This window comes from Pseudarthrobacter raffinosi (genome assembly GCF_023913735.1).
In the GTDB taxonomy this organism is placed as follows: Bacteria; Actinomycetota; Actinomycetes; order Actinomycetales; family Micrococcaceae; genus Arthrobacter; species Arthrobacter raffinosi.
On sequence record NZ_JAMXBH010000022.1, the window covers coordinates 23,386 to 44,236 of the forward strand.

The following is a 20,851-nucleotide window of genomic DNA, read 5'->3' on the forward strand; positions in this document are numbered from 1 at the left end:
CTGTTCATAGGTCCATCATTGCACCACTGGCCGGGCTGTGGCGTACGTGGTTCCGCAGCACGGCGCCTACCCCAGCAGGGCACTCCAGTCCACCGGACCGGCAGGCTTCGCAGCGTCCTTGCCAGCTGCCCGGGTGGCCGGCTTAGCGGCGGGCCGGCCCTTGGGCTTGGTACCCGGCTGCGCGGGCGCGGGCACCGGCGGCCCCCACGGCAAAGCGAACGCCGGGACTGGTTCGCCCAGCTGCACGCCATGCGGCGGAACAACCATCACACCGTGCGCCGACGCCAGTCCGCGCATCATCCCGGGACCCGTGTGCTTGGCCGGTGAAGCCATCCCGTACAGAAGCCGGAACGGCATCAGCCTGGTCCGGCCCGGCTCAGGCTCGAGGGTGGTCCCGCACGGGACCTCCTGCACCGGCGGCATGGTGCCGTGGCCCAGCGCCGCCAGCAGCGGTTCGCCCACCGTGGACAGTGCCATCATGGCGGCCAGCGGGTTTCCGGGGAGCCCCAGGACAAAGCGACCGTCGGGGAGCTCGGCCAGGACAGCCGGATGGCCGGGGCGCATGGCGATGCCGTCGATGACCAGCCGCCCGCCCAGTTCCGCCACAGCCCGGCGGAGGTGGTCGGTGTCCGAGACGCCAGTACCGCCGGTGGTGATCACGACGTCGGCAGGCAGCGCGGAGGGGTCCGGCACCTCGGGCGGGACGTCGGCCAGGCCGTCCAGCCACTCAGCGTAGGAATCGCCGATCCGCTCCTGGCCGCCGTTAATACCGCCAAGCATTTCCACTACGGCCGCGAGCTGCGGACCGAAGGTGTCCCGGACCTGTCCGGGGACCGGCAGCCCGTGGGCCACAACTTCGGAGCCGGTCAGCAGGAGCTTAACCACCGGCTTGCCCTGGACCAGCAGGTCATCGTGCCCGGCCAGGGCTGCGACCGCCAGATGGGCCGGGTTCAGTGTTACGCCGGCCTTGACCAGCACATCTCCCGCGGCGGCTTCCTCGCCGGCCTTCCTGATGTGCTGGCCGTTCCCGGGCTCGCCGGGGCGGGCGCCGCCGCCGGTCATCAGGAGCGGCAGGCCGTCGTCGTCCGTTCCAAGCACGGCGCTTTCGCTGCGCAGGACCGCTTTGGCGCCGGGCGGGATCAGTCCGCCGGTGACGATGGGGCTGGCCTGGTGGGGTGCCAGCCGCTGGCCTGCCTCTGCCACGATCCACGGACCGCTGCCGTTGACGGCCCATCCGTCCATCGCAGACGACGCGTAGTGCGGCATGTCGTGCAACGCAGTGATGTCGCCGGCCAGGACCCTGCCCAGGGCTTGGCCCAGGGGAACCCGGCCCGGCGGAATCGGCGTGGCGATATCAAAAGCGGCCCTGCGCGCCTCATCCCAGGTATGGGCAAGGTGCTTTGCCGGGGCTGTCTGCTGCTCGGGATTTTCGGATGCGTCGCCGGGGGCGGCGGTCACTGAACGGGATTCATTCGACGGGGGTCCCGGCGGATTCGGCGTCATAGTCAGCAGCCAGGGTGCGGGCACGGTCCATGGCAGCGGTCATGGCGGCGGCGTTGGTGGCCTGCCCCGATCCCGCAGCCAGGCCGGCGGCGAAACCGGCAATAAAGGTGGTGAGCGGGGCGGCGGGGCGGACCACTGAGTGGGCTGCCACGCCGGCCAGCGACAGGATGGTGTTGACGTCGATCTGGACGTCCTCCAGTTCATACGCCTGGAGCAAGGACCTGCACCATTCTTCCAGCGTCTCGTCCTGGCTTTTCACGCTCTGCCTCCCAAATCGTCTGCGGCAGTGTTGCCCCGGAGCCCGGTTAGGGGATCCGGGCCGGCCACTCCAAGTGCGGCGGCATCGTCCCAGGTGTCCACGTCTGCCGTGGAGCCGGCCGGAACGGCGACAAGCTGCACGTCCAGACTAGCAAGGAGTGCCCTCACCGACCCGTTGATTAAGCGTCCTGTGCTTTCCAGTTCCGCCACGGAACGTTGTAGCGCGGCCGTGCTATAAAAACCGACCAACGGCTGACGGCGGCCATCCTCCGAGACGGCCACTACGCCGTCCGGTCCCAAGCCCGTGGGCGCTCCGGCGGTGGGTCCTCGCGCACGCAAAGTAGACTTCAGCACCGCCACCGCCTGCCCTACGTTGGGCATGTCGCAGGCCAGCACCAGCGTCAGCCCGGGGCGGCTGCCACCCGCAGCGGCCAGGGCCGCGAGCCCGGCCGCGATGGCCGCCCCCGGTCCGCTAAAGGGGGGTTCTTCGCGGCAGCGGAGAAATCCGGCAGGGATTTCGCCGGCCGGCACCTCCCCGGTGTCCGGACCAACCACGACGGCGGCCCGGGCTCCCCTCGCAGCGGCGGCGGAGCGGCACAAGAGGGAGGCGCCGTCGTACGTCAGACTCTGCTTGGGCACGCCACCGAGCCGCGACGAACGGCCGCCGGCGAGGATGACGGCATCGAAGTCGAGGGGGTCAGCGTCCACCCTCCCAGCTTAACCGCGCGGGCTGGAATACTGCGCGGGCTGGACTTGCGGAGCGACTGGATTCAGGCGGCCCGTTCAGGCAGCAGGAACGGATCCCAAGCCGGCGTGGGCTTCTCAAGTTCCTTGATCTGCCAGATGGTGCCATGCGGCGGTTCCGGATCAAACCTGAGCTTCCAGCCCATTTCAGCCGGCGTGTGGTCACCCTTGGTGTTGTTGCAGCGGAGGCACGCGGCCACCAGGTTCTCCCAGGAGTCGGCGCCGCCACGTGATTTGGGCTGCACATGGTCGATGGTGTGGGCACCCTTGCCGCAATACGCGCAGCGGTGGCCGTCCCGCCGCAGGACTCCGCGGCGGCTGACTGCGGTGCTCTGGTTGTATCTGGGGCGGATGTAGCGGTTCAGGAGAATCACGGACGGGCGGCCCAGGATCTCCTGCGGTCCCACCACAGGATCATCGCCCTCGGCAATGACACTGGCCTTGCCCGTGAGCACAAGCACCAGCGCCCGGCGGAAGGTGACTACCGCCAGCGGTTCATATCCAGCATTCAGAACGAGAGTGCGCATGCACGTACCTCTTTGTGGCCGCACCCGTCAGGGGCACGAGGGCCGGCTGCCCCCGGCATATCCGGGCTATGGATCGACACCACAAGAGTAAACAAAGAATCCCGGGATCAGCTAATCGCAGAAGCGGCCGCCGTCACGTGTCGGATTCGTGCGGCTCTCCGGATCAGGGCAGCAGCCCGCAGACAGCAAAGGACCCCCGCCGTGAGGCGAGGGTCCTTCGAAGGCTGACTCTGGTGCTAGGAGACGCGGATGTAAACGGGGCCGGAGCCGACATTGGCGCTGAACACAACGGTCTGGTTGCCGTTGTAGCCCCCGTGCACGGCCTGGCCGTTGCCAGCGTAGACGGCAATGTGGGCAACGCCCGCGCCGCCGTCGGCGTAGTACAACAGATCGCCGGGCTGGGCCTCGGCGGCGCTGACGGTCTGACCGAGGGACAGGTAGCCTGCAGGCCAGTCGCGGAAGTTGATCCCCACGGCAGCCAGCGAGTTGGTGACCAGCATGGTGCAGTCCTGCATAACACCCAGCTGGGCGTACGCGGCGGACAGGATGGCCTGGCCCTTGCCGCTGGCAGCAACAGGCGCCTTCGGAGCGGCAGGAGTTGCCGACGCTACCGTAAGGGTGGCCGCGGCCTTGGCCGGAGCCGGAGCTTCAACAACAGGCGCGGGAGCCTCAACCGGAGCCGGCGTGGTGGTCACGGCAGGCTTCTCGTAGGAGATGGCAATCATGGAAGCAGCCGAAATGATGGCCGGGGCGGAAACCTCAGCCTCAAGGTTCGAAGCGGAAGCAGCTTCACGCTGGACTCCGGCGTCTGCCGCGTTCGCAGCGATACCACTGGTCAGGACAAGGCCGGAAGCAGCAGCGATAACCGCAGCCTGACGGCCCATGCCGCCGGCGTTGTCGCCGACAGCTTTGGCAATGACAGCCAGCGAGTTGGTCTTGGCGACCTCGGCGCGGTGCCGTGCAACAGTTGCACGTGTAGTCATTAATTTCTCTCTTTCGTTTTCCTCAGGACCGCGTGGGCAGCCCAAGGGCTTTGGACGCGCCGGCATCTTGGGGGTACGCCGGCACGCCCCGAACGGGGATTTCGCGAAAAGTTTCCAGCGAAGAAACGGTTCCAGCAGCACAGGGCTGCAGGAACTGGATTGCAGGAACTGGATTGCAGGAACTACGGGGCCAGCGTGAAGAACGAGGAAGTGCCCGTGGAAGCCACAGAGTGCAGCAGGGTTCCCTGTGACGGGTTCAGCGCGCCGATCATCATGCCGTTGCCAACGTAAATGCCAACGTGGGCGCCGCCGTTCTGCATGACCAGGTCACCGGGAGACGGTGTGGACGTGGGCGTCATGGCAGTCCACGCATTGACGCGGGGAATGCTGATGCCGGCCTGGGCGTAGACCCACTGGGTGAAGCCCGAGCAGTCCCAGCCGTTGGGAGTGGTGCCGCCCCATACGTACGGGCGGCCGATGCCGGTGTAGGCGATAGCTGCCAGGCCCGATCCTGCCGCAGAGGAAACCTTGTCCGCGAGCTTGGAGGCCGCGGCCTCGGTTGCGGCAGCACCCTGAGCCCCGGTTTCGGAGGCCGTGGACTGCGCACGGACCGTCTCAACCTTCGGTGCCGGCGTGGTCTTGATCACGGGGCGCTCGAAGGAAACGGTAGCCGTGGGCGCCGCTGTTACGGCAAGTGCCGTCTGCGCGGAACCGGACTCGGTGGAGGCGGAAACGCCGGCGGTGGTATCCGCGGCGTTGGCCGGAAGCCCCATGCTCAGGATCAGACCTGATGCAGCTGCGATAACAGCAGCCTGGCGACCTACGGTCCCGGCATTGGCACTGACGGCCTTGGACACCGAGCCCAAGGGGTTAGTGCGAACCGGTTGTGCGCGGTGACGCGCAGAACTATGGCGTGAAGACACGAAGGTAGCCTCTCCCAATGCCTGCGAGGTGAGCTGTCGGATTCGGATGGGAGTCACCCGGCCGCGCTGCTTCACAGTGGAAGCTTTGCGACTTAACCCCAAGGCCTTCAGAATCGAAGACCAAAATTGGTTCCCCCGCCCCTGCCAGACGATGTCATGCGAACGGACCTTGAGCGGTGGCAGAGCTAGGCAATCCACTCAAGAACGTCAACTTCGGAAAAGTTGACGCGCTTTAGACGTTACAGGAGTTCCGAGCCAATGTCACATTCAGGTCACGGCACGTCACTGCGATTCGAGAGTTGGCCATCATTTGGTCAGAGCCAGCCCGTGGGGTCAACGACTTCGCCATTGACCTGGACCTCGAAGTGGAGGTGGCAGCCCGTGGACGCGCCCGTGGTGCCGCTCAGGGCAACCAAATCGCCGCGGCTGACCGTCTGGCCTACCTTGACGCTGGCGGAGGAGAGGTGGTTGTAGGTGGTTTCAAGGCCATTGCCGTGATCCACCACAACGCGGTTCCCGCCGCCGTACTGGTGCCAGCCGGCGAAGGTCACGGTGCCGCTGGCGGCAGCCAGGACAGAGGTTCCGCACTGTGCCACGAAGTCCTGGCCACGGTGGAAATCGCCGGAGCCGCCGGTAATGGGGCTGACCCGGAATCCGAACGGAGAGACTGTAACCAGCTGGGCTAGCGGCGAGCCGAGGCTTCCGGCAGAGGCCGCACGGGTAATGGATCCCGCGGACTGTGCGCTCAGCAGCTGCTTCAGTTTGCCGTCGGGATCACCCTGGGTAACCACGGACGAGCGGCTGAAATCAATTTGGGCGGCGGCTTCGGCGGTAACTTCGGGCTGCGGAGCAGCGGAAACGGCCGATGCGGCCTGGCCGGGTGCCGGAGTGGCCATCACGGGGCCGGTCACAGGAACCGTCACGGTAAGTGCTAGGCCTGTTGCTGCCAAGGCGATGCCGGCCTTCTGGCCGAGGCCACTGGCGGCGGCGAAATCCGTCATCTGCCGGAAGGGTCCCCGGCGGCGGCGGGCGTCCCGCTGTGGGTCGCGGGGCCTCTCCGCGGTAAAATCCTCGGCCACTCTGGGCGCCGAGGCGGGACCCACCGCGCGACGGCGGCCCCTGGAGTATTGCGTGGTCAAGAATGTTCCTCTCTGGATAGCCTGCGAAGTTAGCTGTCGGATTCGGGTCAGAGAGTTCAAAGACCCGGTCCGCCGTGACAAGCACTTGGCGCAGAGATATCCCGTGAGGATCCTTCGCTGGAAGAGGCTTGCTGCTGACGGACTTCACCCCAAGGCAGTCTTACGACTGCCGGTTGTGGTTCCCCCGCCTCTGCCAGTTGGTGACTAATGCACCTGATCCGCTGGCAGAGCTCGGCTCCGGATCAGGTAACGCTTTTGTATCGACGCTGAGTTACAACTATAGGTGATTAACTTGGACAGTAACAATTCCGTTATCTTTGCGGAACCTGGGTCACTGCGCTATGGCGCGGCCCCACACGGCGGACCGCCGTCCCGTCAGCGGACGGAAACGAAGACGTGGGATGCCACTTCCGGGGGCAGCTCGAGCGCCCCTTCGATTCCCGGAACCCGCACGGAAATGTACTCCCCCACGCGCTCCAAGGACACCGAGGCACCGGGCCTGATCCCGCCTTCGTCCAGCTGGACCAGCAGCTCAGGTTCCACCTGGATGGGTTCAGCCAGCCGGCTGACCGTCACGTTCGACGCCGGCCCGTAGCCCTGCATCGCATCAAGGAGATTAATCACACCGGCGTCGGGCAGCGCAGGCGCGGGTCCGCCCAGGGCAGCCAGTCCGGGGATGGGGTTGCCGTATGGAGACTCGGTGGGGTGGTTAAGTAACTCGTAGATGCGCTGCTCAACGCGTTCACTCATCACGTGTTCCCAGCGGCACGCTTCATCGTGGACATAGGCCCAGTCCAGGCCAATCACATCCGCCAGGAGCCGTTCCGCGAGCCTGTGCTTGCGCATCACTTCCGTAGCGCGTTTCCGCCCGGCTTCCGTGAGCTCCAGGTGACGGTCTCCGGAGACCACGACCAGTCCGTCCCGTTCCATTCGGCCGATGGTTTGGGACACCGTGGGTCCGGAATGCCGCAGCCGTTCGGCGATGCGTGCGCGAAGAGCAACGATGTTCTCTTCTTCAAGCTCCAAAATGGTCCGAAGATACATCTCCGTAGTATCGATCAGATCCGTCATCCAGCTCAGCTCCTCGAGCGCAGTACCTTGCGTTGTCCCACCGTATCGCGTCCCGCTCAGCGGCGAGGTCCGCTAAAAAGCTTAGCCTATTTTGAATTTGTCTGGATAATGCCCGGGCGGGGACAAACGGTCTCATTGGCCGGACTATGACGGCCCCGGTTCCCCGCCCAATCGAGGGTTCAGGCAGAATAAAAGAGGTCCTTATGCAGTCACCGCCGACTACCGGCCACCCCACCGCCCGGACGTGAGCCACGTCCATGCCGAAATTGGAGCCCCCGTGAGCGAAACCAGCATCACTATTCCCGCCGACCTCCTGCCAAAGGATGGACGGTTCGGCGCAGGACCCTCCAAGGTCAGGCCGGAGCAGCTCGAAGCGCTCTCAGCGGCGTCCAAGACCATCCTGGGCACCTCCCACCGCCAGGCTCCGGTCAAGAACCTCGTGGGCTCCGTCCGTGAAGGCCTCAGCCAGTTCTTCCGCGCCCCCGAAGGCTACGAAGTGGTCCTCGGCGTCGGCGGCTCCACCGCTTTCTGGGACGTCGCCAGCTTCGGCCTGGCGGAAAAGAAGGCCCAGCACCTGTCCTTCGGCGAGTTCGGCTCCAAATTCGCCTCAGCCACCAACAAGGCCCCGTTCCTGGACGCCTCCTCCATCATCAAGTCCGAGCCCGGCACGCGCCCGGTATCGGCCGCCGAGGCTGGCGTGGATGTCTATGCCTGGCCGCAGAACGAAACCTCCACGGGTGTCGCGGCTCCGGTCAAGCGCGTCGCGGGCGCCGACGCCGGTTCCCTGGTCCTGGTGGACGCCACCTCCGCAGCCGGGGGCCTGGACGTGGACGTCTCCGAGGCCGATGTCTACTACTTCGCCCCGCAGAAAAACTTCGCGTCCGACGGCGGCCTGTGGCTGGGGCTCTTCTCCCCCGCCGCGCTGGAACGCGCCGCCCGGGTCAAGGCCAGTGGTCGCTGGATCCCCGATTTCCTGGACCTCCAGACCGCCATTGACAACTCCAAGCTGAACCAGACGTACAACACGCCGTCGCTCTCCACCCTGGTGACCCTCGACGCGCAGGTGCAGTGGCTGAACGCCAACGGCGGCCTGGACTTCGCGTCCGCCCGCACCGCTGACTCCGCCGGCCGGATCTACTCCTGGGCCGAGGCCTCCGAGTACGCCACGCCTTTCGTGGCCAAGGCGGAGGACCGTTCCAACGTCATCGCCACCATCGACTTCGACGACTCGATCGACGCCGCCGCGATCGCCAAGGTGCTCCGCGCCAACGGGGTCGTGGACACCGAGCCGTACCGCAAGCTGGGCCGCAACCAGCTCCGGATCGCCACGTTTGTTGCCATCGAGCCGGCTGACGTCTCCGCGCTGCTGGCAAGCATCGACTATGTGGTGGGCGAGCTGCGCAAGTAGCGCACCCGCGCGAACGGACACTTGGGGCCCAGGAACCAGGGCCCCAAGTGTCCGTTCGCGCTGTCTTGTGGTGACGCCGGTTGTCAGCGTCCGACGGCGTCGTCCGGGTTTTCGTCCCGGGCGGCGCCGTTTGCGTTGTCCCCCGGTTGTTGGACGCCCAGGTGGGAGACGACGCCGAAGTACCGGAGGCCGCAGGCCCGCCGGTTGAAGGTGAGCCGGAGCCGCTGGGCGCGGATGATCCAGATCATTCCGATCACGGCGGCGATGATCCCGGAGGCGGCCGCGACGGAAAGCGACCACCGGGGGCCGGCGACGTTGGCCACCCATCCCACCAACGGGGCGCCGATGGGTGTGCCGCCCATAAAGATGGCCATATACAGGGCCATGACCCTGCCCCGCATCACGGGATCGGTGGTGGTCTGGACGTAGCCGTTGGCACTGGTCATCATGGTGATTGCGAACAGGCCCACCGGCACCAGCGCCACGCCGAACCAGAAGTAGTCCGGGGCAAGCGCGGCCAGTCCCGAGGTCACCCCAAAGGCGGCCGCGGCGCCGAAGATCATCCGCAAGCGGGGCTTGCCGCGGCCGGCGGAGAGCAGCGCGCCTGCCACGGAACCGATGGCCATGATGGAATTCATGAGCCCGAACGCGCTGGCGTCCAGCCCGAATTCCGTGCCCACCATCGCGGCGATAAACAGCACGAAGTTAAGGCCGAGTGTTCCCACAATGAACACGGCCACCAGGACCACCACGATGTCCGGCCGGAACCGCACATAGCGCAGCCCCTCCCGGATTCGGCCCTTACCCGGAGCCGCCCGGGGAAGCTGGCGCAGTGACGCGGCGGGGATCTTCCACAGGCTCAGAAGCATGGCCAGGAACGTGAAGGTGTTGATCAGGAACACCCAGCCGGGACCTACCGCTACGGTGAGGACGCCGGCCACGGCGGGCCCGATCATCCGGGCGACATTGAACGAGGCGCTGTTCAGGGCCACGGCGTTGGGCAGGTAGTCGTCCCGCACCAGTTCAGAAACAAAGGTCTGCCGCACCGGGGCATCGAGGGCGGAGACCATGCCCAGCAGCAGGGCGAAGCCGTAGACGTGCCACAGCTGGCCGGCGCCGAGCACCACGAGGATGCCCAGGCCGGTGCTCAGGAGGGCCATCATTGACTGGGTGATGATGAGCAGCTGCCGGCGGCTGTACCGGTCCGCCACGAGGCCGGCGACCGGCGCCAGGAAGAGCTGCGGCCCCAGCTGCAGCGCCATGGTGATGCCCATGGCCCCGGCGTCGTGATCGGTGAGGTGGTCAAACACCAGCCAGTCCTGGGCCGTCCGCTGCATCCAGGTTCCGATGTTGGAAACCAGCGCGCCGAGGAACCAGATCCGGTAGTTGAGGATGTGCAGGGATTTGAAGGTGGACATCAGTGCCGGCCTTCTTGGTTCTCAACCCTGCGCATTGGCAACTGCTTAGTCAGCCTCGCCGGCGGGGTCGTCGCCTTCGTCGACTTCGGAGTCTTCGTCCCGGTCCTCGGACCCGGGAGTCTCAGCCTCGGCGTGCGATGCGTCCGGCTCCGCAGCGGAAGCCTCGGCAGTGCGCGGTTCCTCTTCCTCTGCGGCCTGTGCGTCCTCGGGGCGGACGCGCTCGGCCCACGGCACCCATTCCGGGGAGAGGATGGAGTCCTCCGACGGCAGGAGGCCAAGCTCGCTGACCGTGACCACCTTGGAGCGGGAGTTCCTGGTCAGGACCGCGTACCACTGCCAGCCGTGGTAGCCGGCCATTCTTGATTCGAAGAGGTGGGTGACCAGGCGGTCGCCCTCACTTTTGGCAGCCAGGTGCGCACCGATGTCCGACGCCGCCGCGATGCCTTCGATGGCGGTTCGCGCCTCGCCAACGGCAGCGGCGAGGAAGGCATCCGGCTTTCCGGTACGCCACACGGGCACGCCGGCGCGGCGCTTGGCCTCGGCTTTGGCGCCTACGTTCTCCGCTGTTGTGGTGTCCGGCTGTTCAGCTTCCGCGTTCATGGCCAAGACCTAAACGTCCAGCTCGTCGGCAACCTTACGCAGGGCAGCCGCGATGGCTTTGCCCTTGTTGCCTTCCGGGTACTTGCCCGCGGACAGGGTTCCGGAGAGGTTGTCCAGCACGCTGACCAGGTCCTGGACCAGCGGCGCGAGGTCCCGGGCGCTGGGCCGCTTGGCCTTGGCGATGGACGGCGTCTTGTCCAGGACGCGCAGGCCCAGGGCCTGTGCACCCTTGCGGCCGTCGGCAACGCCGAACTCAACCCGGGTGCCGGCCTTCAGTTCCGTGATGCCTTCGGGCAGCGATGATTTGGGCAGGAAGACTTCCTGGCCGTCCTCGCCTGCGAGGAATCCGAAACCTTTTTCCTTGTCATACCACTTGACCTTGCCGGTAGGCACGTAATCAACCTTCTTCGTTCTGACGTCTTCTGACACGGCCGGCAGTCACCGCATCCGCACTGATGTGCGGGTTCAGGGTATGACAGCGACGGACCGTGTTGGTCTGTTCTTCAAGGTTATCCTGCCGGGGGCCGGAATCCTGCTTTCACGCACCCTTCGTCCTGCCGCCTGCCTGCGGCTGTGTGCCCGCCGCTCACGGCCGCCTGTGGCGCCACCACCGGCCGCCCGGCTGTTAGCGTTGCCTGCATGACACCCTCGCGATACCGGCGCCCACTGATGATCTGCGCAGCGGTTGTTGCCATGCTTTCCCTCGTGGCGGTGGGAGCCGTCATGGCACTGGCCTTCGCAGGCTCCGCTGCTCCGGCCTGGGTCACTGCCACTGCCCTGTACGGGTTGCCTGTGGCGTTCCTGCTGATGCTTTTCCTGGTGCTGGACAGCGTGGCGGGCCGGCGCCGGGCAGGAAAGTCCGGCGGGCGGTAACGTTGGACTGATGTCCCTTATTCGCGCCCTCAGCAAAGAACTGGAAGCACGCAGCGATGACTCGTTGCGGGCGCTCTTTGCAGCGCGGCCGGACCTTATGTCCCCCGCCGTTCCTGACTTTTCCGCCCTGGCCGCGCGGGCAAGTGCGCGGGTCAGCGTCCAGCGCGCGCTCGAGCGGCTTAACAGGCCACAGATGCAGGTGCTGGAAACGCTGCATCTCTGTACCAACACGGACACCGAACACAGCGCCTCGGCGGCGGGCGTCCGGAAACTCATTGCAGGGTCCACGGTGGCGGCGCTGGAACGCATCCTGGCCTCGCTCCAGGAACTGGCTTTGGTGCACCGGGCAGAGCCGCCGCATGGAACGGCGGTTTCGGGCCACCGCCAGCGCTACTACCTGCCGGTGGGAAGCCTCAAGGACGTGGTGGGAATCTATCCTGCGGGGCTGGGGCGCAGCTACACCGAGCTGGTCAGGCTCCAGCCCGCGTTTGCCCAGCGGGCAGTCCAGCTCGTTGCCGAGCTGCGTCGCAGCGGCGTCTCCATCCAGAACGCCACCACCCCCATGGAGGCAGCCCTCGCGCTGCAGCATTGGACATCCTCGCCCGAGGCACTCGGCGAGGCTTTGGCCGGAGCCCCGGAACGCACGACGGCGTTGCTCGCCAAATTCCGCAACTGGGCCATGGGTGCCGTCCCCCAGGCGCAACGGAAAGCGTCGGTCTCGAACCAGGGCGCCGACGTCGGGCCCGTTGACTGGCTCCTGGCCCGGGGCCTGCTGGTCCCCTTGGACGCCGCGCACGTGGAATTGCCGCATAGCGTGGGATTGTCGCTGCGTGGCGGCGCCATCATCAATGACTTCTCCCTGTCCCCACCGGTTCCGGAGCTGGGCAGCACCACCGCTGCGCTTCGCCGGAACGCGGCGCTGGGCGCCATCGCCGAAACCCTGCGGCTGGTGGGTGACCTCCTCCACGCCGTCCGCGAACAGCCGCTGGCCACACTGCGCAGCGGCGGCGTTGGTGTACGGGAAATGAAGCGGCTTGCCGAGACGCTTCGCATCGACCAGCACCGGGCGGGCCTGCTGCTGGAGGTCAGCGCCCTCGCCGGCCTGTTGCGCCTTGATGTGGACTCGTCCTCGTGGGTGCAGCCCCCGCAGCTGGAGTGGCTGGCCCTCCCCCGCCAGGAGCAGTGGCTGTGGATGGTCAATGCCTGGCTCGCGAGCGAGCGTGTGCCTTCACTGGTGGGTCAGCCCGCCAACGGCCCCGGCGGCGTTCCCGCCGCACACCGTGCCCTGGCCGGGAACACCGTTAATGCCCTTTCGGCAGAGGCGCAGCGGCCGGACGCCCCCTTGGTCAGGAAGCGGATCCTGGAAATCCTGGAGGAACTCACCCAGGAGGCTGCCGCTGCGGACGGCACGGCACCGGTCCTGGATGCTGCGGCCGTCCTCCAGCGGGCTGAATGGACGCAGCCGCGGATGGCCCGCCGGTTCAGTTCCCTGATCAGGGGTGTGCTCGCGGAAGCGGAGCTGCTCGGACTGATCGGCTCCGGTGCGTTGAGCCAGCTGGGCAGCGCCATTGCCGAAGACAACCCGGACGAAGCCTTGGGCATCCTGGGCGAGCATCTGCCTGCGGCACTGAACCACGTCCTGCTTCAGGCGGACCTGACCGCAGTTGCCCCGGGCTACCTGGCTCCGAAGCTGGCCGAAAAGCTACTGGTGATGGCCGACGCCGAGGGGCACGGACCCGCCACGATCTACCGGTTCTCCCCCAACTCGGTCCGGCGGGCGCTGGACGCCGGGCATGACGCCTCGAGCCTGCTTGAGTTCCTGCGTGAGCATTCGGCCACGGCCGTGCCGCAGCCCTTGGAATACCTGGTGGAGGACACCGCGTCCAGGCACGGCCGGCTCCGGGTGGGAATGGCCGCCAGCTTTATCCAAAGCGATGATGAGGCAACGGTGCTGGAGCTGGCGGCGGAGTCCAAAGCGGTCGGCCTGGGGCTGGCCCGCATTGCGCCGACGGTCCTGATCTCTACCGCTCCGCCGCGGGAGACAGCCCAGGTCCTGCGCGGACTGGGCCTCTCGCCGTCGGTGGACCAGGCCGAGCCCGGAGTGGTCCGGCTCCGCCGCACTAACCATGTTCCCGGCAGCGCCCGCCCCGTCTACACGGCGCCGCGGACCGCACCCGCCGAGGACGACGTCGCCGCGCAGCTGGCCGTCCTGCGGAACAGGCGGGCTGAAGCCTCCGGAAACCACGCAGGCCCCGTGGCTGGCTCCGGCGAAGCTGCGACCCAGCTTGGGCTGGAGACGCTGCAACGGGCTATCCGGCTCAAGCAGCGGGTGAGCATGAACGTGGTGGACAGCCAAGGGAATTCCTGCCTGGAGACAGTTGTTCCCCTCTCCGTAAACGGCGGACGCGTCAGGGTCTTTGATCCTGCCAAGGAAACCGAGCGCGTGCTCTCCATCCACCGCATTATCGACATTGAGGCCGCAGAAGAACTGCGCCAGTGAAGGACTGCCCCGCGTGAACGACGGCCCGCTGATCGTCCAAAGTGACAAAACCATCCTGCTCGAAGTGGACCACGAACTGGCCACCGAGGCGCGCCACGCCATCGCCCCGTTCGCCGAGCTGGAACGCGCCCCCGAGCACATGCACAGCTACCGCCTGACGCCCCTGGGCCTGTGGAACGCACGCGCCGCCGGCCTGGACGCGGAGAAGGTCCTGGACACCCTGCTCAAATACTCGCGGTTCCCCGTGCCGCATTCGCTGCTGATCGACGTCGAAGAGACCATGTCCCGGTACGGGCGGCTGCGGCTGGAGAAGGACCCCCAGCACGGCCTGGTGATGCGCACGGACGACTACCCGGTGTTGGAGGAGGTCATCCGGGCCAAAAAAATACAGCCCCTGCTGGGGCCGCGGATCGACGGCGAAACCATTGTGGTCCACTCCTCACAGCGCGGCCAGCTCAAGCAGCTGCTCCTGAAAATCGGGTGGCCGGCGGAGGATCTGGCCGGCTACGTGGACGGCACACCCCACCTGATCGCCCTGAACGAGAACGGCTGGAAGCTCCGCCCGTACCAGCAGCTCGCCACCGAGAATTTCTGGGCCGGCGGCAGCGGCGTGGTGGTGCTGCCCTGCGGGGCCGGGAAGACGCTGGTGGGTGCCGCGGCCATGGCCACGAGCTCCACCACAACCCTCATCCTGGTGACCAACACGGTGGCAGCCCGGCAGTGGAAGGACGAGCTGCTCAAACGGACGTCCCTGACGGAGGACGAAATCGGCGAGTACTCGGGCGCGGTCAAAGAGGTCCGCCCGGTCACCATCGCCACGTACCAGGTCCTCACCACCAAACGCGGCGGCCTGTACCCGCACCTGGAGCTGGTGGACGGCCACGACTGGGGCCTGATCATCTATGACGAAGTGCACCTCCTGCCGGCGCCGATCTTCCGGATGACCGCGGACCTGCAGGCCCGCCGCCGGCTGGGCCTCACCGCCACCCTGGTCCGCGAGGACGGCCGCGAAGGCGAGGTCTTCAGCCTCATCGGGCCCAAGCGGTACGACGCGCCGTGGAAGGACATCGAAGCCCAGGGCTACATCGCCCCCGCGGACTGTGTGGAGGTCCGCATTGACCTGCCCCGGGACGAACGCGTGGCCTATGCCATGGCCGAGGACGCCGACAAGTACCGGCTGTGCGCCACGTCCGAGTCCAAGACCCTGATCGTGGAACAACTGGTGGCCCGGCACCAGGGCGAGCAGCTGCTGGTGATCGGGCAATACATTGACCAGCTGGACGAGATCGGCGAGCGCCTGCATGCTCCCGTCATCAAGGGCGATACGTCCGTCAAGGAACGGCAGAAGCTCTTCGATGCATTCCGGGCCGGCGACGTGAACACGCTGGTGGTTTCCAAGGTGGCCAACTTCTCCATCGACCTGCCCGAGGCCTCGGTGGCCATCCAGGTCTCCGGTTCCTTTGGGTCGCGGCAGGAGGAAGCCCAGCGGCTGGGCCGGTTGCTCCGCCCCAAGAAGGACGGCCGGGCGGCCCGCTTCTACTCGCTGGTGGCCCGGGACACCCTGGACCAGGATTTCGCGGCCAAGCGGCAGCGCTTCCTGGCAGAGCAGGGCTATGCCTACCGGATCATGGACGCCAAGGATGTCGGCGCCGCCTAACGGCCACCCGCTGTTCCTGTCCGGCGAGGGGGATGGCCATGCCCGGCGGGCTCCCCATGGAACACCCACCATCCATCCAGAAAACTCACAGTTTCTGGGAGCATGATGGGAGCATGAAGAAGACCGGCCCAGAAGCCAAGCTGCTAGTTGTTGATGACGAACCCAACATCCGCGAGCTGCTGTCCACCTCGCTCCGCTTCGCAGGCTTCGAGGTGGTCTCTGCCGCCAACGGCCGTGACGCGCTGGCCGCCGCCGAGCTCCACGCGCCCGATCTGGCGGTGCTGGACGTGATGCTGCCGGACATGGATGGCTTCACCGTCACCCGCAAGCTGCGGGCTTCGGGTAAGCACTTTCCGGTCCTGTTCCTCACGGCGAAGGATGACACGGAGGACAAGGTCACCGGCCTCACCGTAGGCGGGGATGACTACGTCACCAAGCCGTTCAGCCTGGACGAGTTAGTAGCCCGCATCCGTGCCGTCCTGCGCCGCACGCAGCCCCTGCTCGACGACGACGCCGTGATCCGTGTGGACGACCTGGAGCTCGACGACGACGCCCACGAAGTGCGCCGCGGCGGCACCGTGATCGAACTGTCCCCCACGGAATTCAAGCTCCTCCGGTACCTCATGCTGAACCCCAACCGCGTGCTGTCGAAATCCCAGATCCTGGACCACGTGTGGGAGTACAACTTCAACGGCGACGCCTCGATCGTGGAGTCCTACATCTCCTACCTCCGGCGCAAGGTGGACATTGATCCGGACGCACCGGCACTGATCCAGACCAAACGCGGAGTCGGCTACGTGCTCCGGACGGCAGAGAAGCGCTGACCTTGCTGCAGCGGTGGAAATCGGCCTCGTTGAGGTCCCAGCTGGTGGCCATGATTATGGCACTGCTGATTGTTGCGCTGACCTCAACCGGCGCCGGCACCCTCACGCTGCTGCACAGCTACCTCCAGGCGCAGGTGGATGACAAGCTGTACGCCGCCGTCGACCTCGCCAGCAAGCAGCGCTCGTTCACCCAGCTGCAGGCACCCACCAACCCGATGGTCCCCACTGACTACTCGCTGATCCTTTACACCCCCGGTGAGAACCCCCAGCTGTTGGGCGGCGATCCGGATGACCACCCCGACATCGCAACCATCTCCGTTGAGGACGCCCAGAACCGGGGCACCCTCCCGTACCAGGTCAGGGGCACCGACGGCCAGAACTGGCGGGTGGTCGCGGTGACCGTGCTCTATGTCGGCCGTCCCGCCGTCGTTGTCATAGGCTTGCCGCTGCAAAGCGTGGATGACGTCCTCAAGCACGCCACCCTGGTGGTCACCGGCGTCGGCCTGCTCACCCTGCTGCTGGCCTCCCTGATCGCCAGCTGGACCGTATCCCGGTCATTCCGTCCGCTGGCCAAGGTGGAAAAGACCGCAGCCGCCATCGCCGCGGGCGACCTTTCCAGGCGTGTGGACGTCGAAAATCCCGGCACTGAAGTGGGGCGGCTCGGCAGCTCGCTGAACGCCATGCTGGCGCATATCGAGACGGCCTTCGCCGCCAGGACAGCCTCCGAAGGCAGAATGCGCCGGTTCGCGGCCGACGCCTCCCACGAGCTGCGTACCCCGCTCGTGACCATCAGGGGTTTCTCCGAGCTCTACCGCCATGGCGCGCTGGCCACCGACGAGGACGTGGCCACGGCCATGGGGCGGATCGAAAGCGAAGCCAAACGGATGGGCTCTATGGTGGAGGACCTCCTCCTGCTGGCGCGCCTGGACGAACAGCGCCCGCTCCAGCAAAAGCCCGTGGACCTGCAGCTGGTTGCCCACGATGCGGTGGTGGACACGCAGGCGAGCGACCGCTCGCGCCCCATCTCCCTGACCGGCCTTGGTGACGATCCGGCCGCCCCCGCGCCGGTGCTCGGTGACGAAGCAAAACTGCGGCAGGTGGTGGGGAACCTCGTGGGGAACGCCCTGCGCTACACCCCGGACGGCAGCCCGATCGAACTAGCCGTCGGGGTCCGGACCTCCGACGGCGGGCAGCCGCTCGCCGTGATCGAGGTCCGTGACCACGGCCCTGGCATCTCCGAAGAGGACGCGTCCAAGGTGTTCGAGCGTTTCTACCGCGCGGACACGTCCCGGACGCGCGAGACCGGCGGCAGCGGCCTGGGGCTCGCGATTGTCGCGGCCATCGTCGGATCGCACGGCGGGTCCGTCAGGGTGGAAAAGACCGACGGCGGCGGGGCCACGCTGGTGGTCAGCCTGCCGGTCCGGGACGACGCCACCGATGAGGCTCACGCCGGCGATGACCACCTGGCGGAAGCCCACCCGGGCCCACCCGCCACGCAGGATGGCGATCCTGTGGACGGAGGCCACGGAGATGGCAAGGTTATCCACATATAGCCATGGAGCGTGGCGTGCGGGCAGTGCCCGTCCGTAGGCTCGCGGTAGTGGCCCGGAGCAGCCGGGCGGGCAGCACATGCTGTCCCACTACTTCGAGAGGCAGCAAGCCATGAGCATCATTTCCGTCGACACCGAACTCCTTCAGCTGAAGTCGGCCAACGTCAAAGCAACTGTGGACCGGATCAGCTCGGACGTCCAGACCATGAAGCGCGGCCTGGACGAACTGCAGTCCACCTGGCGGGGCTCGGCTGCCAACAACTTCCAGGCCCTGGTGACCGAGTGGACACTCACCCAGGGCAAGGTGGAGGCATCGCTGGCATCCATCAACATGGCCCTGGCATCAGCAGCGTCCACCTACGCCCAGGCCGAGCAGGGCAACACCCAGCGCTTCAGCTGAGTCCCCAGCCGAAATGGCCCCTACGCCTCCGGCGTCCCCTGGCGGAATCGGAGCCGCCATCTGTTGCCGTCCAAGACCCACAGTGAGCTATGGAGAGCCGTGCCTGAGCGCGAGTAGCTTCGGCACGTCAGCAGGATCGCGCTGGTCCCGATGCGGTCCGCACCCAGGATCTCCAGTTCAGTGTGCTGCCCCGGTTCCTCTTCCAATGCCATCATCGTGGCGTCACGGGTCCATACCCTGCCCGAGGTTCCGATCTCCATAAAATCAGGGTGCAGGAGGACGCCGGTGCGGCCGATGTCCCCACGGATGTCGGGGCCCGACAACTCGCGTTCGAGGGCCTCGACGATCGCTTCGGGGCTCATCTCGGCCCCGGCGGACTGCGACGGGATGAAGGAGTCGCTCTCCAGCTCACTGAAGAGGTCCGGCTCCTCGTAGGGGCCTTGGTTGAAAAGGTCCTGGCCGTACGAGACCTGACTGTCGAAGCCAGCACCGCCGGCTGTGGTGGCGGCCTGAAGGCTGGCTGCAGTGGCGGCGCGGGGGCTGGTCAGTGCGGCGCCTGCCCCAGGGCTGACGGCAACCCGGCTATCAGCTGCTGGGCCAACCGCTGCCGGGGCTCCCGCGAAGCCCGGGCCTGAACGCGCTGCCACACCCTGCTGGTACGCGGTGGCGGCTGCACGCGCGCGGACATCGGCTGCCTCATTGAGGTCGTGGCCTGCGTGGCCCTTGACCCATTCGAACGTGTATTTCCGGCCGGCGATTTCCCGGTCAAGTTCCTTGAGCAGTTCAACGTTCAGGACGGGTTTGCCGTCGGCCTTCCGCCAGCCCTTGCGTTTCCAGCCCGGCATCCACTTTGTGATGGAGTTGATCACGTACTGGCTGTCGCACAGGACCCTCAGGTCCTCCTCCGGGACGTGGGCGGTGGCACGGAACAGATCCAGGACGGCCATCAGCTCGCCCTGGTTGTTGGTGCCGTGCGGCCATCCCCCGGCGCGCCAGCAGTCGTCGTTCACATACCAGGCCCAACCGGCCGGGCCGGGATTTCCTAAAGCCGAACCGTCGGCCGCTGCAGTAATTGTCACCTAACCATCCTGCCAGACAGCGCCGACAACCGGTTCAGCCAGCGCTCGGGAAACCGCTTACCGAAAAGCCTTGACGCCGAAGTCGAAGCGCGGCAGAATCCGAATCCTGGCCGGGAAAGCGCTTTCTCAGTCGAAGCTTCCCCACCGGCACCGACGCCGCCACGGGACACGCGCGGGGTGGACCTCCACCCTTTTGAGGACGGCACGTCAATGAAGATTCGGGCCATTAGCCGCAGGAGATTCCAGTTCGGCGCAGTCGCCGTCGCTGTCTCACTGCTCGCCACAGGCTGCGGTGCACCCGCCGGCTCCAGCGAAAACAGCGAAGTCACCCTGCGGTTCGCCTGGTGGGGCAATGAGTACCTCAACGCGCAAACAGAGAGAGTCATCGACGCGTTCGAGGCGGAACATCCCAACATCAAGATCGAATCCGAGCCGGGCGAATGGGCCAGCTACTGGGACAAACTGGCCACCACGACCGCTGCCAATGACGCACCGGATGTCATCCAGATGGACCAGAAATACATCGCCGAGTACGGTGGCCGCGGGGCGCTGCTGGACCTGGCCAAACAGGGCGGGATCGACACCTCCAAGCTGGACAAGGAATCACTGGCGTCCGGCCAATACGACAACGCACAGTACGGGTTGAGCACCGGAAAGAACGCCTACGTCATCATGGCGAACACCAAGGTCTTCGAGGCAGCAAACGTGCCTGTCCCCGACGACACCATCTGGACCTGGGACGACTGGACACCGCCGCGAAACTCAGCGCGGCCGGTGACGGGAAGAGCTACGGCGCGGCCTATGGCAGCAACGAGGCGGACCTCATCATCTGGCTTCGGCAGCACGGCGAGGACCTCTACTCCCAGGACGGGAAACTGGACTCCGACACCGCTACGGCCGCTGCGTTCTGGGAATGGCTGAAGGAACAGCGCGATTCCCAGGTCACCCCGCCGGCCACGGTGGCCACCGAGGACTCCGGCGCAGGCCTTGAGGAGAGCCTGTTCGGCACGAACCGGGTGGGCATGGCCTGGTGGTGGACCAACCAGCTGGGATCACTGGAAACCACCACGGGCAGCAGCATCAAGATGCTCCGCGCCCCGCAGGCGCCATCCTTATGACAGACCGCGGAGTCCCCAGCAACTCTGAGATCGTCGAGGGCATCACCCCGGCCCTCAAGCCGGCAGGCACCACTGTGGTGGCCTTCCTGAAGGTCATTGCGCCGGACATCGCCGGCGCGCCTCCCGTCCCGCCGGTGGGTGCCGGCAGCGTCCAGAACGTCATCAAGCGGTTCACCGACGAAGTCCTGTACGACCGGATGACTCCGCAGGCGGCCGCCGACGCGTTCAAGAAGGAAGTCGAAGGGATGCTGGCCACGGCCCGCAAGTAGCGCCAAA

Annotated in this window: 19 protein-coding genes, 1 pseudogene and 2 riboswitches; of the genes and pseudogenes, 8 read left to right on the forward strand and 12 right to left on the reverse strand. The window is 66.6% G+C overall.

From position 1 onward, the window contains the following. Positions 1-66: 66 nt before the first annotated feature. The 8 genes from NG698_RS17940 to NG698_RS17975 all read right to left on the reverse strand — a co-directional run bounded on the left by NG698_RS17940 (position 67) and on the right by NG698_RS17975 (position 7,148). Positions 67-1,503 (reverse strand): molybdopterin molybdotransferase MoeA, encoded by a 1,437-nt coding sequence (locus NG698_RS17940; protein ID WP_374210103.1) that lies wholly within the window; start codon positions 1,501-1,503, stop codon positions 67-69. After that, the gene (locus tag NG698_RS17945; RefSeq protein WP_252602308.1) at positions 1,469-1,762 is read right to left on the reverse strand and encodes a DUF6457 domain-containing protein; all 294 of its coding nucleotides are present in this window, start codon (positions 1,760-1,762) and stop codon (positions 1,469-1,471) included. The genes NG698_RS17940 and NG698_RS17945 overlap by 35 nt, the downstream gene beginning before the upstream one ends. Beyond that, positions 1,759-2,469, reverse strand: coding sequence for a molybdenum cofactor guanylyltransferase (gene mobA / locus NG698_RS17950; RefSeq protein WP_252611373.1), 711 nt, complete (start codon positions 2,467-2,469; stop codon positions 1,759-1,761). Before mobA ends, NG698_RS17945 begins: the two co-directional genes overlap by 4 nt. 62 nt (positions 2,470-2,531) lie before the next feature. Beyond that, positions 2,532-3,032, reverse strand: a complete 501-nt coding sequence (locus tag NG698_RS17955) for an HNH endonuclease (RefSeq protein ID WP_056346655.1) — start codon at positions 3,030-3,032, stop codon at positions 2,532-2,534. 236 nt (positions 3,033-3,268) lie between these two features. Continuing rightward, the gene (locus NG698_RS17960) at positions 3,269-4,015 is read right to left on the reverse strand and encodes an NlpC/P60 family protein (RefSeq protein WP_252611375.1); all 747 of its coding nucleotides are present in this window, start codon (positions 4,013-4,015) and stop codon (positions 3,269-3,271) included. A 182-nt stretch (positions 4,016-4,197) separates the two neighbouring features. Next, on the reverse strand, positions 4,198-4,872 hold the full coding sequence (locus NG698_RS17965; RefSeq protein WP_252611436.1) for a C40 family peptidase: 675 nt from the start codon (positions 4,870-4,872) through the stop codon (positions 4,198-4,200). 70 nt (positions 4,873-4,942) lie between these two features. Continuing rightward, positions 4,943-5,105, reverse strand: a riboswitch (cyclic di-AMP (ydaO/yuaA leader). 147 nt (positions 5,106-5,252) lie between these two features. Continuing rightward, positions 5,253-6,077, reverse strand: coding sequence for a M23 family metallopeptidase (locus NG698_RS17970; protein WP_252611377.1), 825 nt, complete (start codon positions 6,075-6,077; stop codon positions 5,253-5,255). Positions 6,078-6,080: 3 nt separating this feature from the next. Next, positions 6,081-6,293: riboswitch (cyclic di-AMP (ydaO/yuaA leader) on the reverse strand. 159 nt (positions 6,294-6,452) lie between these two features. Next, a complete protein-coding gene (locus NG698_RS17975; protein ID WP_252611379.1) occupies positions 6,453-7,148 on the reverse strand; it encodes an iron-dependent transcriptional repressor DtxR in 696 nt (231 codons plus the stop codon). A gap of 277 nt (positions 7,149-7,425) precedes the next feature. On the opposite strand from NG698_RS17975, the gene serC reads away from it, so the two are divergent. After that, a complete protein-coding gene (gene serC, locus NG698_RS17980; RefSeq protein WP_252602297.1) occupies positions 7,426-8,556 on the forward strand; it encodes a phosphoserine transaminase in 1,131 nt (376 codons plus the stop codon). A gap of 83 nt (positions 8,557-8,639) precedes the next feature. On the opposite strand, the gene NG698_RS17985 is transcribed toward serC, so the two are convergent. Genes NG698_RS17985 through NG698_RS17995 form a run of 3 tightly spaced genes read right to left on the reverse strand, consistent with a single transcriptional unit; the run spans position 8,640 to position 10,967 of the window. After that, positions 8,640-9,974, reverse strand: coding sequence for an MFS transporter (locus tag NG698_RS17985; RefSeq protein ID WP_252611381.1), 1,335 nt, complete (start codon positions 9,972-9,974; stop codon positions 8,640-8,642). Between the two features lie 45 nt (positions 9,975-10,019). Beyond that, the gene (locus tag NG698_RS17990; RefSeq protein ID WP_252611383.1) at positions 10,020-10,574 is read right to left on the reverse strand and encodes a DUF3027 domain-containing protein; all 555 of its coding nucleotides are present in this window, start codon (positions 10,572-10,574) and stop codon (positions 10,020-10,022) included. A 9-nt stretch (positions 10,575-10,583) separates the two neighbouring features. Continuing rightward, a complete protein-coding gene (locus tag NG698_RS17995) occupies positions 10,584-10,967 on the reverse strand; it encodes a cold-shock protein (RefSeq protein WP_056347308.1) in 384 nt (127 codons plus the stop codon). 246 nt (positions 10,968-11,213) lie between these two features. Here NG698_RS17995 and NG698_RS18000 point away from each other — a divergent pair, with 246 nt between their 5' ends. From NG698_RS18000 to NG698_RS18025, 6 genes are all read left to right on the forward strand, one after another. Continuing rightward, positions 11,214-11,447 carry a hypothetical protein gene (locus NG698_RS18000; RefSeq protein ID WP_058932785.1) on the forward strand — a complete coding sequence of 78 codons (234 nt, stop codon included), beginning with the start codon at positions 11,214-11,216 and terminating at the stop codon, positions 11,445-11,447. Between the two features lie 10 nt (positions 11,448-11,457). Continuing rightward, positions 11,458-13,947 carry a helicase-associated domain-containing protein gene (locus NG698_RS18005; protein ID WP_252611385.1) on the forward strand — a complete coding sequence of 830 codons (2,490 nt, stop codon included), beginning with the start codon at positions 11,458-11,460 and terminating at the stop codon, positions 13,945-13,947. 13 nt (positions 13,948-13,960) lie between these two features. Beyond that, complete coding sequence (locus NG698_RS18010; RefSeq protein ID WP_252611387.1) at positions 13,961-15,604, forward strand: DNA repair helicase XPB; 1,644 nt, start codon at positions 13,961-13,963, stop codon at positions 15,602-15,604. A gap of 113 nt (positions 15,605-15,717) precedes the next feature. Then, a complete protein-coding gene (locus tag NG698_RS18015) occupies positions 15,718-16,428 on the forward strand; it encodes a response regulator transcription factor (RefSeq protein ID WP_252611389.1) in 711 nt (236 codons plus the stop codon). 2 nt (positions 16,429-16,430) lie between these two features. Next, positions 16,431-17,981 carry a sensor histidine kinase gene (locus NG698_RS18020; protein ID WP_252602284.1) on the forward strand — a complete coding sequence of 517 codons (1,551 nt, stop codon included), beginning with the start codon at positions 16,431-16,433 and terminating at the stop codon, positions 17,979-17,981. Positions 17,982-18,090: 109 nt separating this feature from the next. Further along, positions 18,091-18,378, forward strand: coding sequence for a WXG100 family type VII secretion target (locus NG698_RS18025; protein WP_058932786.1), 288 nt, complete (start codon positions 18,091-18,093; stop codon positions 18,376-18,378). Positions 18,379-18,398: 20 nt separating this feature from the next. Here the strand turns inward: NG698_RS18025 and NG698_RS18030 are convergent, their stop codons facing one another. Continuing rightward, complete coding sequence (locus NG698_RS18030; RefSeq protein WP_252611391.1) at positions 18,399-19,457, reverse strand: RNase H family protein; 1,059 nt, start codon at positions 19,455-19,457, stop codon at positions 18,399-18,401. Positions 19,458-19,667: 210 nt separating this feature from the next. Here NG698_RS18030 and NG698_RS21995 point away from each other — a divergent pair. Beyond that, positions 19,668-20,844, forward strand: a pseudogene (locus tag NG698_RS21995) (ABC transporter substrate-binding protein). The last annotated feature ends 7 nt before the right edge of the window (positions 20,845-20,851 follow it).